The sequence below is a fragment of the Paraburkholderia sp. genome, assembly GCF_035948235.1.
In the GTDB taxonomy this organism is placed as follows: Bacteria; Pseudomonadota; Gammaproteobacteria; order Burkholderiales; family Burkholderiaceae; genus Paraburkholderia.
This window is the reverse complement of the sequence record NZ_DASZJJ010000269.1, coordinates 1-12,879: the sequence shown is the minus strand read 5'-3', so window position 1 is coordinate 12,879 and position 12,879 is coordinate 1. Positions and strand designations below refer to the sequence as shown.

General features: G+C 64.9%; 12 protein-coding genes. 7 read left to right on the top strand and 5 right to left on the bottom strand.

All coding sequences use genetic code 11. The annotated features are described in order from the left end of the window. Together VG320_RS23305 and VG320_RS23300 are read left to right on the top strand one after the other, a co-directional pair. A partial coding sequence (locus tag VG320_RS23305; RefSeq protein WP_327202426.1) for a hypothetical protein occupies positions 1-1,496 on the top strand: 1,496 nt, incomplete at its 5' end. 24 nt (positions 1,497-1,520) lie between these two features. Beyond that, entirely contained in the window at positions 1,521-2,507 is a 987-nt protein-coding gene (locus VG320_RS23300; RefSeq protein WP_327202425.1) for a PoNi-like cognate immunity protein, read from the top strand. 129 nt (positions 2,508-2,636) lie between these two features. On the opposite strand, the gene VG320_RS23295 is transcribed toward VG320_RS23300, so the two are convergent. Beyond that, positions 2,637-4,166 (bottom strand): MDR family MFS transporter, encoded by a 1,530-nt coding sequence (locus VG320_RS23295; RefSeq protein ID WP_327202424.1) that lies wholly within the window; start codon positions 4,164-4,166, stop codon positions 2,637-2,639. 126 nt (positions 4,167-4,292) lie between these two features. On the opposite strand from VG320_RS23295, the gene VG320_RS23290 reads away from it, so the two are divergent. The 3 genes from VG320_RS23290 (at position 4,293) to VG320_RS23280 (ending at position 7,229) form a co-directional block, all read left to right on the top strand. Continuing rightward, complete coding sequence (locus VG320_RS23290; protein WP_327202423.1) at positions 4,293-4,964, top strand: TetR/AcrR family transcriptional regulator; 672 nt, start codon at positions 4,293-4,295, stop codon at positions 4,962-4,964. 47 nt (positions 4,965-5,011) lie between these two features. Beyond that, positions 5,012-6,577 carry a deoxyribodipyrimidine photo-lyase gene (locus tag VG320_RS23285; RefSeq protein WP_327202422.1) on the top strand — a complete coding sequence of 522 codons (1,566 nt, stop codon included), beginning with the start codon at positions 5,012-5,014 and terminating at the stop codon, positions 6,575-6,577. Between the two features lie 241 nt (positions 6,578-6,818). Then, the gene (locus VG320_RS23280) at positions 6,819-7,229 is read left to right on the top strand and encodes a response regulator (RefSeq protein WP_327202421.1); all 411 of its coding nucleotides are present in this window, start codon (positions 6,819-6,821) and stop codon (positions 7,227-7,229) included. Between the two features lie 149 nt (positions 7,230-7,378). On the opposite strand, the gene VG320_RS23275 is transcribed toward VG320_RS23280, so the two are convergent. From VG320_RS23275 to VG320_RS23265, 3 genes are all read right to left on the bottom strand, one after another. Further along, complete coding sequence (locus VG320_RS23275; protein ID WP_327202420.1) at positions 7,379-8,023, bottom strand: Fur family transcriptional regulator; 645 nt, start codon at positions 8,021-8,023, stop codon at positions 7,379-7,381. Between the two features lie 76 nt (positions 8,024-8,099). Continuing rightward, positions 8,100-8,726: a glutathione S-transferase gene (locus VG320_RS23270; RefSeq protein ID WP_327202419.1), complete on the bottom strand. Its 627-nt coding sequence runs from the start codon at positions 8,724-8,726 to the stop codon at positions 8,100-8,102. A 122-nt stretch (positions 8,727-8,848) separates the two neighbouring features. Continuing rightward, positions 8,849-9,796, bottom strand: a complete 948-nt coding sequence (locus VG320_RS23265) for a phosphoribosyltransferase (RefSeq protein ID WP_327202418.1) — start codon at positions 9,794-9,796, stop codon at positions 8,849-8,851. Positions 9,797-10,138: 342 nt separating this feature from the next. Here VG320_RS23265 and VG320_RS23260 point away from each other — a divergent pair, with 342 nt between their 5' ends. Together VG320_RS23260 and VG320_RS23255 are read left to right on the top strand one after the other, a co-directional pair. After that, on the top strand, positions 10,139-10,636 hold the full coding sequence (locus VG320_RS23260) for a molybdopterin-dependent oxidoreductase (protein WP_414696104.1): 498 nt from the start codon (positions 10,139-10,141) through the stop codon (positions 10,634-10,636). A gap of 10 nt (positions 10,637-10,646) precedes the next feature. After that, on the top strand, positions 10,647-12,494 hold the full coding sequence (locus VG320_RS23255; RefSeq protein WP_327202416.1) for an ATP-binding response regulator: 1,848 nt from the start codon (positions 10,647-10,649) through the stop codon (positions 12,492-12,494). Here the strand turns inward: VG320_RS23255 and VG320_RS23250 are convergent. Next, on the bottom strand, positions 12,491-12,879 hold a 389-nt coding region (locus VG320_RS23250), incomplete at its 5' end, for a response regulator (RefSeq protein WP_327202415.1). The genes VG320_RS23255 and VG320_RS23250 overlap by 4 nt on opposite strands.

Below are 12,879 nucleotides of genomic sequence, written 5' to 3'. Positions count from 1 at the left end.
ACGGTCGCGGCGGACGACGACATGAACGATGTGATGCAGGCAACGAAGGGGGCGAAGGCATGAGCGTGCTCGGAGACGTGTGGGGCGAGGCGGTGGGCGCGTATGACTGGCTCAAATCGCTGACGCTCGGGGAATTCGCGGAGGACCGACCCACGAGCGTCATCGTGACGGACATGCTGGTCGCCATGACGGTGCCGGGGGCCGTGATCGTCACGAGCGCGCGCGACCTGGCGGCGGTGTGCCTGAGGCTCGGCAGACGCTACGAAGGCGTATCGACCGACGAACAGAATGCAGCGCATTCCGAATGGCAGGAATGGATGATCTTGATTGCCTCGGCGCTGGGGGTATTCGGTCCGGTGATCTGCGCGGCGGTGGGTTCGTTGGTGGGTGCTATGGTCGGAGACGAGGCCGCAGCGGTGATCCGCGCGGTGTGCCTGCTGCTGATCGACAAGGGCGGCGAGGTGCTGGAAAAGGTGGTCGGTTTTCTGGCGCGCTTCACCAAAGGCAACATCGTCAAGCTGCTGGAAAAGATTCACTTCGCAGCCTACGGTGACGCGCTGGTGAAGAAACTGAAGGATTTTCTTCAGGGCATGCAGGCGCTCATCACCAAGGCCCAGGGGCTGCTGAGCCGCGTCGAGTATGTTGGCAGTGCGCGAGCGATGCTGGCGGCGCTGGAGCGCATGGAGAAGCAGTTCTACGCGGTCCAGGTGGCCTGCACGATGGAAATCCCGCAGGCGCTGGCGAAGCTGGACGAGGCCTTACAGAAGCTCCTTCAGGACAAGCTGCCGCAGACGTATCATCCGGCCTATGCAGGCGTTTCCGCGCCGTTGCCCAAGGTGACTGCGCCGGAGAAGGTGCGCGTCAGCTCGGGCATTGGTGAGCCGCCGAAGGTACTGCCGATGAAACGTGACGGCGCGGAGGCGGCTGGCGGCGGAGCGCACGGCGGCGGTGCTCCGTTGCCTGAGCCCCCGGATCCGGTGCCGGGTAGCAGCAACGTGCATCGCGATGACGTGGCAAAGATGAGCCGAGCGCAAAAAGGTATCTTTGGCGAGAAAGTCAGCGACGATTTCATGACGGGGCGTGGCTACCGGCCGGAACTGTCGGAGGACCGGCAGATGCGGTTGCTGGAGGAGAAGCCCACGGGTCGGGGCATCGACGGCGTATATCGCAAGCCACCTGGCGAACCGCCCCCGCCCTACGTCGTGACGGAGACGAAGTTCAGGACGGGGGGAAAGTTCGATGCTAAGGATTTGCCTACCACGAAGGGATCGAAGGGGTACCCTTCCGCCAGGCAAATGAGCGGAACTTGGATCGGTGATCGACTTGAGGACGCAGTGGGCGACAAAACAATGCTCCTTATGCGTGAGGAAGGGTTTGAATCTTGGCTGATGGTAGTTGATGAATCTGGCAACGTAGTGGATATCACCAAACTGGACGTAAAAGGCAGTGCGCTGTTGGACACAGCCGGCCAACCGGTCAAGGTACCTGTAAACTAAAGATTCATGGTAAAGACTTCTCTTATGAACGAGCCATTTGACAACGTCAAACGTGACCCATTGCTTCCGGAGCATCACTATCGGGAAAAGTTGGAGCTATTCGAAGATCACTTGGTCAGCCCGAAAGTCGCACAGATTTTGGCGGCTCCAGAAAAATTTCCTGGACACAAACAGCAGTTGATGTGGGGACAAGTTGGTGATGCTCTTCGTCTACTGATCGCGCGTTATTCAGCAGGCGAGGACATTGCATTCCTGAAGCCGTATGCCGTTCGTGCTTTTGAGTGGTTCAAAAAATATCACGAAGACGACGGAGATCAATTAAAGCTTTGGGAACCGGATGCCTATCAGTACGTGATGTGGCTGCTTTCGCTGGCGGTGATGCTCGGCCTGAACGAATGGGTGCCGACCATCGCGACGTGGATCAGCACCGATTCCGGGGACGGCCAGGACGTGCTGGTGAGCCGCCTGTTCGGTCAATTCGGCGTATCGCTGCCCGGTGATTCGCTGATCCACGAAAAGCCCTATGGTGACCTGCTGCGCGCAACGGAGACACAGGGCGAGGCGCAACAGCAGGCAATCGCTGACTACCTGAAGCGATGGTACGGCGGTATGAAGGATTGCTACTGGTACGACCGCCATAAGCGCCTGAATGCGTTCTTCTTCGGCTACTGGGCTTTTGAAGCCGGTCTGGTAACGCTGCTCTGGAACATTGACGACAGCGGCTACCGCGACAAGCGTTTCTATCCGAAGGACCTGGTGGGCTTCGCGCGCGAGCATGGCACGCTTACGCAGGGCGACGCTCCGAAGCCGCACATTTCCCGCAGGACCGGCGAACAATGCCCGCACTCGGGGCGCTGGGGCGTGCTCGAATCGCCGGGGGCGTTCGTTCAGGAGTGCTTCTTCAAGGAAGGCGACGTGTTCCCCGAAGGCATTCGCCGCGACCGCAGCGAAGGCCCGGTAACCTGGATCGTGATGGGACGTGAGGACGGCGGCCCGACCCGCGAGGCGTAAACGCATGGCCCTGCAGGCAAAACTCCGGCACCAGGACGCTGAACTGGAGTTACGAAGTTGCACTGTAGAGTCTAAGCGCTGGAGGGCTAGGTCCTGTATTGAACGGGGTCCGCCCGTTCAATATTCACGTTAGTGATGCGTGCGCAGCGGCGCGTTGCGCATGAGCCAGGACAGCACGAACGCGAACACCACCACACAGGCTGCCGACAGATAAACCGTGTGCAGCGCGCCCGCGAACGCGTCGAGATACTGCGCGTGCAGCGCTGGCGGCAGATGGCGGATCACTTCGGGCGTGAGCGGCTGGGGCAATTCCACATCGGCGCTGATCAGCTCGGCCAGGCGCGTATGCAGCCCGTGCGAGAACACCGCGCCGAACGCCGCCACGCCCACCGACCCGCCGATCGAGCGAAACAGCGTCGCGCCCGAGGTCGCCACGCCCATGTGGCGAAATTCCACCGTGTTCTGCACGGCGAGAATCAGCACCTGCATGACCATGCCCAGCCCGCAGCCCAGCAAGCCCATGTACAGATACATCTGCGTGATCGGGGTGGAAATCTCGAGCCGTGCGAGCAGCATCATCGCCACGGCCACGCAGCCCGTGCCCAGGATCGGGAACATCCGGTACTTGCCGATCTTGCTGATGATGCGGCCCGCCACCATCGACATGACCAGCACGCCGCCCATCATCGGCAGCATCTGCACGCCGGCCTGCGAAGGCGTCGAGCCTTTCACCACCTGCAGATAAAGCGGCAGGAACGTGACCGAGCCGAACAGCGACACGCCCACAATGAAGCCGATCAGGCTCGACAGCACGAAGGTGCGCTGGCGAAAGAGGGCGAGCGGCATGATCGGTTCGACCGCGTGCTTTTCCTCGTGGATGAAGCCCGCGACGGCCACCACGCCCATCAGCAAGGTGAGCCAGAGTTGCGGCGAATTCCACGGCAGCAGCGAGCCGCCCTCGCTGGTGAAGAGGATCAGGCAGGTGAGTGCGGCGGCGAGCCAGCCCGCGCCCATGTAGTCGATCACGTGCTTGACCTGCTGCACGCGTGGCTTGAAGACCGCGCCGATCACGACCAGCGCGAGCGCGCCCAGCGGCAGGTTGATGTAGAAAATCCAGCGCCACGACAGATGCTCGACGAGAAAGCCGCCAAGCAGCGGCCCGACCACGGTGGCGACGCCAAACACACCGCCGAACATGCCCTGATACTTGCCGCGCTGCGCGGGTGGGATGACGTCGCCGACGGCGGCCATCGTCACGACCATCAGCCCGCCGCCGCCAATGCCCTGCAGCGCGCGCAGCGCGATCAGTTGCGGCATGTCCTGCGCGACGCCGCACAGCGCCGAGCCGACCAGAAAGATCACGATGGCGATCTGCAGCACGATCTTGCGGCCGAACAGGTCGCCGAACTTGCCATAGAGCGGCACGACGATGGTGGACGTGAGCAGGTAGGCGGTCACGACCCACGAGAGCCGGTCGAGTCCGCCCAGTTCGCCGACGATGGTGGGCAGCGCCGTCGACACGATGGTCTGGTCGAGCGCCGCCAAAAGCATGACAAGCAGCAACGCGGGGAACAGCAGGCGCAGCGGCGGGTGCGCCGACGCTGCGGAATCGACTGTTGCCTCGACGGATTGCGCGATGGGTTGAGCTTCGGATTGCATCGGGGAATCTCCAGCCTTGAGAGCCTTACGGGACCTGGAAGGCATCTGGAATCTTGAAATTAATTAACGCGACAGTTAATATTAGGATAATTCCTGTAGCCGGTCAAAGCCCAAAGACGTAACGAGATGAAAGAAGCGAACCCATCCACGCCGAACAAGGCCCCTGCGCGCCGCCCCGGGCGCCCGAGCGGCGGCGCTGGCGGCGCGGAGCAGCGCGAGCGACTGATTGGCGCAGCCCTCACGCTGTTCGCACGTCAGGGCATTCTGGACACCACGCTGGCGGCGATTGCGCGCGAGGCGGGCGTCACGTCCGCGATGGTTCACTATTACTTCAAGACCCGCGACCACCTCATCGACGTATTGATCGACGAGCGCTTCCTGCCGCAGCGCGCAGCGTTCGGCGGCTGCTTCGAGGCCCATCCCGACGATCCGGTCGCCGCGCTCACGGCGCTCACGCGCCGCTTTGTCGAAGTGGGGCAGGCCAATCCGTGGTTCGCGCCGCTGTGGGTGCGCGAAGTCATCAGCGAGGGCGGTCTGCTGCGCCAGCGTATGCATGAGCGCTTCGGCCAGGCGCAGCAGCATCGGGTGCACGACGCCATCGTGCGCTGGCAGCGCGAGGGCAAGCTCAACCCGGCGCTGGAGCCGTCGTTGCTGTTCCAGTCGCTGCTTGGTCTGACGCTGCTGCCGCTCGCCGTGGCGCCGGTCTGGCGCAAGGACGTCGTGCCGCGCAATGTCGGCCCGGAGGAGATCGCCCGCCACGCCGTCGCGCTCATCACGCAAGGCATACGGCCTGCTTGAGGGAGGGCGGCGCGCGCGCCGCATGGTACGCTGCGCGTCGAAAAACCGTGGCCGCAGCGGCCAGTTCCTTCGTCGAGGTCCGTCTGTCTCCGAAAAAATCCGCCTCCGCGCCCGTGATCGTCTGGTTTCGCGACGATCTGCGTCTCGCCGACCAACCCGCGCTGGCGCACGCCGCCGCGACGGGCCAGCCCCTGATCTGCCTCTATATCCACGATCCGCACGCGGCCGGAGAACGGCCGCCCGGCGCGGCCATGCGCTGGTGGCTGCACGTCACGCTCAAGGCGCTCGATGCGTCGCTACACGCGCTGGGCGGGCGTCTGCTGATCGTGCAGGGCGCACAGGACGAGGTGCTCGACGCCTGCATCGCCGCGAGCGGCGCGACCGGCGTGTTCTGGAACCGTCGCTACGGCGGCCGGGCGCGCGAGGCCGATGCGGCGCTCAAAGCGCGTCTGCGCGATGATGGCCTGACGGTCGAAAGCTTCAACGGCACGCTTCTCTACGAGCCGTGGACGGTGCTCAACCAGTCCGGCGAGCCGTTCCAGGTCTATACGGCGTTCTGGCGCGCCTGCCGCCGCGCGGGCGACCCGCCGCCGCCCGAAGCCGCCCCGGAACGGATGATTTTTCAACGGCTACCGGCAGGACTTACCCAACTCGCATCGAAGCTCGACGATCTGGGCTTCGAACCGAAAAAGCCCGACTGGGCGGGCGGCATGCGCGACGCGTGGCCGGCGGGCGAGGAAGCCGCGCTGGAGCGTCTGCGCGCGTTTCTCAAAGGCGACCTCGAAGCCTACGCCGAAGAGCGTGACGACCCGAGCGTCGCGGCCACCAGCCGCCTTTCGCCGTATCTGGCGGTGGGTGCACTGTCGCCGCGCCAGGCCTTCGCAGCGCTGAAGGCGGCGCAGCACGGCAGGCACGGTGGTTCGGCCGCGCGCCGCGAAACCAGCGCCGAAAAATTCCTCAGCGAACTGGGCTGGCGGGAATTCTGTTACTACCAGCGTTTTCACTGGCCTGACCTCGCCGAACGCAACCTGCGCGCGGCTTTCGACGCCATGCCGTGGCGACGCGATGCGAAGGCGCTGCGTGCGTGGCAGCGCGGCCTGACCGGCTATCCGCTCGTCGATGCCGGGATGCGCGAACTGTGGCACACCGGCTGGATGGATAATCGCGTGCGCATGGTGGTGGCGTCGTTTGTCGCCAAGCATCTGCTGCTGGACTGGCGCGAGGGCGAAGCCTGGTTCTGGGACACGCTGGTGGACGCCGACGGCGCCAGCAACCCGGCCAACTGGCAATGGGTGGCGGGTTCCGGCATGGATGCGGCGCCGTATTTCCGCATTTTCAATCCCGTGCTGCAGGGGCAGAAGTTCGATCCGCGCGGCATTTATGTGCGGCAGTGGGTGCCGGAAATCGCAGGCTTGCCCGACAAGTTCATCCATCAGCCGTGGAAGGCCGGCGAGGCGCAACTGGCCGAAGCGGGCGTGCGTCTGGGCGCGGACTATCCGCTGCCAGTGGTCGAACATGACATGGCGCGTCAGCGGGCGCTCGAGGCGTTCGCGAAAACCGGCAAGGGCAAGAACAAGCCCGTCGGCGATGAGCGCAAGGCGAAGAAAGATTGAAGCGAAAAAGGGCCGCGCGGCTGTCATCTGTGTGACGTCGGCGGCGGTTATCGTCCGCGGCGCTGAACGCACGGCATCAATATTGCTCTAATGGAGCGCCCGGGCACGCAGTTGCGCAAGTCATCGCGCCGCCGAATCATCGAATACGCGTCTTCCGGGACGGGTTGCCAGATGCGAACCGCGCCACCTTCTCAGGCCGCGCGGCAAGCCAAACAGACAGAACGGCATTCAAGCAAACACAATGAACGCAGTACACAAGCTCGACCAGGCGACCATCGTGCTGGTCGAAGACGACCCGCAGAGCCGGGACTCCCTCACTTCGTTGCTGGAGGCGGAAGGGGCCCGGGTCGTTGCGGTGGAGGACGCCGAAACGGGCGTCGAAGCGGCCCTCAGCCTGCTCCCCGACGCAGTGGTATGCGATCTCGATCTGCCCGCGATGGACGGTTTCTACCTGATCCAGCGTCTGCGCGATCACGAGATTCGCGGCGATCACGCACCGGCGGTCGCCGTGGCGCTGACCGGCCACACCGACGAAAGCTGGCGCTTGCGCAGCATCGGCGAAGGTTTCCAGCACTTCATGACCAAGCCGGCCCAGCCGGAGGCGCTGGTGGCCTTGCTCAGCGAAGCGATCGACGCGCGCCAGTCGTCCTGATGGTTTGACGAAGCGCGGCGGCGCGGCTCACCGCTCGCCGCCGTAGCATTGCGCCAGGCAGTCTCATTCGCGCGCGGTTCGCCCGCCGCGCGGAGAGCGCGCAAGCGTCCCGGGCCGATTCAGCCCTTAAAACCCACGATGAAATACGCTCAGGAATGCGCCGGGGCTTTCGCGCCTTCGGCGCTTGCCTGCTCGCTGGCCTGGCATTGCGCGCAGACGCCCTTGAGTTCGATGCCGTCGCCCGAGAGGCGATAGCCCGCCGCCTCTATCTGCGCGACCAGCGCCTGACGCAGCTTGAGTTCGTGCAGTTCGGTGACGTTGCCGCATTGCTGGCAGACCACCAGAATGCCGTGCTGGCATTGCGTGAGATCGTGGCAGACCGCGAACGCGTTGATCGATTCGATGCGGTGAATCAGCCCCGCCGAAAGTAGAAAGTCGAGCGCGCGATAGACCGTCGGCGGCGCCGATCCGGGGTGGATCTGGCGCATTTCGTCGAGCAGGGAATAGGCCTTGGTCGCGCGGCCCGATGCGAGCAGCAGTTCGAGGACCTTGCGGCGGATCGGCGTGAGCTTTTCGCCGCGTTCGCGGCAGTAGGCCTCGGCCATCGCGAGCGCGCTTTCCAGCGCGCCTTCGCCTGATGTGCCGCCCGCTGCGTGACTGTGACCGTGGGCATGATCGTGGGCCTTGTGGGCGTGATCATGATCGTGGTCGTGCGCCGCTGGGTTGGCCAATGCCTGCGCCGTTTCGTGCGCATGCAGGGCCGCGGAGTCCGGGGACGGTTTTGCTGTCTTCATCCTGCAATTATACGGGCCGCGCCGCGCGCGCGCCCGGCGCTCGCGGACGCCCGCAAATGGTGCGCAAGCCAGCGGATCAGGTCAGCGGCAGGTCGATGTACTTGCGAAAGCCCTGACGCTGCGCAAGGCGCTGATACCAGCGATCGAGGTTGGGCAGCGTCGGGCGCTCGACGCCTTCGAGGCCGTACCAGCGACGCGCGAACGAACCCAGCACGATATCGGCGAGCGAAAAGCGCTCGTTCTCCAGGAAGAAACGGCCTTGCAGATGCTGGTCGAGCAGCGTCCACAGCGCGGCCGTACTGGCGAGATCGGCCTCGATCTTCGCGGCGTCGCGCTGCTCGGGCGGCGTGCGCACGAGCGCGAGGAACAGCGGCCGTTCGGCGGGCGCGAGCGTGCCGATCGACCAGTCGAGCCAGCGTTCGATGCCGGCGCGCACCTTCGGCTCGTTTGGATACAGCACGCTCGACGGACCGTATTGCATCGCCAGATAGCGCAGGATCGCGTTCGATTCCCACAGCACGAAATTGCCGTCCTGAAGCGTCGGCACCTTGCCGTTCGGGTTCATGGCGAGATAGGCCGGCTCGGCGAGATGGCCGAACTTGCCGCCCGCGTCGATACGCTCGAACGGCAGCACGAGTTCATCGCAACACCACAGCACTTTCTGGACGTTGACCGAGTTGGCGCGTCCCCAGATTTTGATCATCCGGTGCACTCTCCTTTGCAGCGAAAACAGCGAATAACAGGCAGATTGGGATCGCAACGATACACGATGTGGCGCGGGTTTTTCGCGCCAGCGATCTGTACAGGATAGACGCTACCGCGCCCTCAACCCCAGGCCGACGCGCCGATCATCGTGCCCACGCGCGCCTGCGCGTTCCACCAGATCACGCGCAGCAACGGCGCCTGCTGGGCGATGTAGATCGCCTGCACTGGATCGCTTTCGATGAAATGCGTCACGCCGCAGCGCACGGCGGCGGCGGCCTTGTGCGCCGCGGCGCCCGAGGGCGTGTCGTCGTGCTCGCCCGGCGCGCGCATGATCAGTTCGAAATGTCCGAAGCCATGGCGGTCGAGCCACGCCTGGGTGCGCTCGCGGTCCACCTCGGGGCGCCCTGTGATGATCGCGCGGGCGCGCTTCAGATCGATATCGGGAATGCGGTCGAGCGGCAGCAGCGCGTCGCGTTCGGCGAGCGCGGCTTCCAGATCTTCGTCGTAGCGCGCCAGCGCGATGTCCGGCAGCAGGATGCCGTCGAGGTCGATCGCGTAGACGGTGTAATCGTGGTCGTCGGCCATGCGCGTGCCTTCGCGCGCGCCTTCTCGCACCCAGTCGGCGCGATAGCGGTCCGTATAGGCCTGGCGCTCCCACGGGAACAGCGCGAAGTAGCCGCTCGCGTCGATCGAGTAGTCGGGACGCAGGCGGCTCAGGTCGTCGTATGCGCCCGTGAGCGTGCGCACCACGAGGCCGTGTTCGCGCAGGAAAGCGATGCAATCGACGAGGGTATGGCCGCGCCCGGCGATGTCCTCGCACAGCAGTACCTTGGCGCCCGGCTCCGGCATCGGCAGCGTTGAATCCCAGAGGACTTCGCGCGTCTCGCGCGAGTAGCGCAGGAAAGCAACGCTTGCGCCGGTCGCGTGCGAAACCATCAACGCGAGCGGCGCGCCGCCGCGCAGGATGCCGACGACGACGTCGAATTCCTCCTCGATCAGCAACGGTTGCAGCGATTCGACCCAATGGTCGAGCTGTTCGTAAGTGAGCGGGACGACGGGTTTATTCATTTGAGGGCAAATGCAGCACGATGACAGTCAGTTACGCGACGCTCACAGATGTGTCAGCGAAGAACACGTCTATTGTCGGAGTAATGTTTGACGATATTATGCCTATGCTTGCCGCAGAATGCAGACCGGCGGCAGACGGGCACGGCCCGGGCACCCGCTTCGGTAAAGCCGGACCCGACGGGGCCAGATTGTAGAACCCATGAGACCAACCATGCGCCAGGGAGCGAGCAGATGCAGGATCGCAATGTCCTGGAGAATGAGCAGCAGACGGGACGGCTGGCATGTCCGCACGAAAACCGGCAGCCAGACCGGCCCGCAAGTAACGAGCGCCGGCGCTTCGCCATGGCGCTGGCCGGGCTGCTGACGGCGGCCGCGCTGCCGCTGCCGCGCGAAGTGAGGGCCGCCGAGGGCGGCGCGCTGTCGCTCGACGTAAATGGCGAGGTGCACGTGACCAACAACGCCACGCACGACGCCTATCACTTCAGCGAGGCGCAGTTGCTCAAGCTGCCCCAGTATTCGATCTCGACGGCCACCACCTGGACGCCGCGCTCGACCTTCACGGGCCCGCGCCTGACCGACGTGCTCGCCACCGTAGGCGCGTACGGCAGCCAGATCGAAATCCACACCATCGACGACTACACCTGCGCGGTGCCGGTTTCCGACGCCGGGCGCTATGGCGCGGTGCTGGCCTACGCGATGAACGGCAAGCGCCTCAAGGTGAGCGACTTCGGTCCGCTGTTCCTGATCTATCCGCGCGACCAGTTTCCGCTGGAACTGGACGGCGCGGCGGGCGATTCGAAATTCGCCTGGCAGATTGTTTCGATGACCATCAAGTCCTGAGTTCTACGTAATGCAACGTCCGCTGCGGCGCTTCCTGCATGTGCTGATCTGGATCGTCGCGCTCGCGCCGCCGGTGATGGCGGTCGGCTATCTGCTCTACGCGAATCTGCTCAACCCCAAGGTCGTGCAGCGTCTCACCGGCACCTACGACGGCCTTTACTGGGACGCCGCGCAGATGCAGATCGCATACGCGCGCTTCGAAAGCCAGCTATTGGTCTACGCCGACGGCGTCGATCGCGACCTCGGCAAGCTGAGGCTGCGCTACGAGTTGCTGCAGTCGAAGCTCAACGTCATGAAGGGCTCGACGCGCACGCTCGCGGGCATGCCGAGCCTGATGAAACTGCAGCAGGAGGATCTGGCCGCGATCGACGCCACCATCGCGCCATTCGACGCGCAGATCGCCACGCTCGCCGATAACCCCGAGCGCGCCGTGCCGATGCTGAGCGCGCTCGACACGCACTGGACCGAGGTGACCGACCTGGCGCTCAACCGCCGCTTCGCCGACGTGACCGAGCGCGAAGCGATCCGCCGCGACTTCATCGCCAAGCGCCGCGAGCTGTTCGCGGCGGGGCTCGTGCTGCTGATGCTGTCGGCGGCGGCAGCGGTGCTGCTGGTGATGAACGGCTACCGGCGCACGCGCCTGATCCGCCAGCAGCACGCGGCGCTGGAGGCCGAACATCAGGCGACCCGCGCCGCGCGCGAGGCAAGCAATGCCAAGGACGCGTTCCTCGGCATGATCAGCCACGAACTGCGCACGCCGCTGCACGCGATTGTTTCGTCGATTGAACTGCTCGGCTTCAACTCGCATTCGGAGGCCGACCGCAAGGTGATTTACCGGCTGGAGACGGCCGCGCGCCAGCTGGAAGCGCAGATGAAGGATCTGACCGATTACGCGCGGCTGGGCGCGGGCAAGCTGGAGCTGCGCCAGGAGGAGTTCTGCCCGCGCGAGCTGCTGCAGTCGATCGTCGACGAAAACGAGCAGGCGGCGCGTGCCCGCGGCCTCGCATTCAGCCATGCGTGGCGCGGGCTGGAGCGCAAGGTGCTGGCCGATCCACATCGTATCCGTCAGATTGCCAACAATCTGGTGACCAATGCGATCCGCTATACCGAGCGCGGCTCGGTGCGCATCGAATTCGCCGCGCGCGAAGATGAGGCGAGCGGGGCGCAGATGCTAACGATCGTCGTGAGCGATACCGGGCCGGGCGTGACGCCCGAGCAGATTCCGCTGATTTTCAAGGAGTTCACGCAGCTCGATACGTCGCGCACGCGCCGTTTCGAGGGAGCAGGGATGGGGCTGGCGATCGTGCGTGGGCTGGTCGATCTGTTTGGCGGCACGATCGAGACCGACAGCCGCGTCGGCCAGGGCACGACGTTCACGGTGACGATTCCGGTGACGACCGTCGCGCCGCCGGTGCCCGACGTGCTCATGCCGCCCATGCGCGCCGAGACCCCGCCGCCGCTGGTGCTGGTGGTGGACGACAATCCGCTGGTGCGCGAGTCACTCTGCGAAATGGTCGCGCACATGGGCTACGCGGCGCTTGCCGCAAGCGATGCCGATGGCGCGCTCGCAAGCCTCGACGCCACGCCTTGCGATGTCGTACTGCTCGATCTGCACATGCCAGGGCGCGACGGCTACGCGTTCGTGGAGGGGCTGAGGGCGAAGGCCGGGCTGAAGCCGCACATGAAGTCGCGCGTGATCGCCGTGAGCGCCGATGTCGCTGCGCTCACCGCCTCCGCCGAAGGCGAAAGTCCGTTCTTCGACGCGCTGCCCAAGCCGGTGCACTACGAAGTGCTGCGCGTGGCCTTGCAGCGGGCGTTCAATACCCCGCGTGCCGACAACGACGCGCACGCGATCTAGCTGCGGTTCAGACGTTTGGAGAGATCGGCGACGAGAATCGCCATGCGCGCGGGCTTTTCGTAGCAGGCCACGTTGTAGTGGCGCACCACCTGGCTGATTTCCGATTCGCTTGCCTTGCCCGTGAGCAGTTCGCCGGTGAGCACGAAGATCGGCGCTTCGGGGTTCTCGGAGGCGCGCACCTGGCGGATCGCCTCGGCGGCGGTCTGGCTGCCGAACAGCCAGTCGATCACCACGCCGTCGAATACGTTGTGCTCCAGCGCCTGTGTGAAGGCCGCCAGGCCGTAGAGCGCGTGCGCGGCGTAGCCGCTGTGTTCGAGGTAATCGCGCAGGTTGTCGGCGGAGGCCTGGTCGTCGTCGACCACGGCGATGAGCGGCTTGTCGGCTT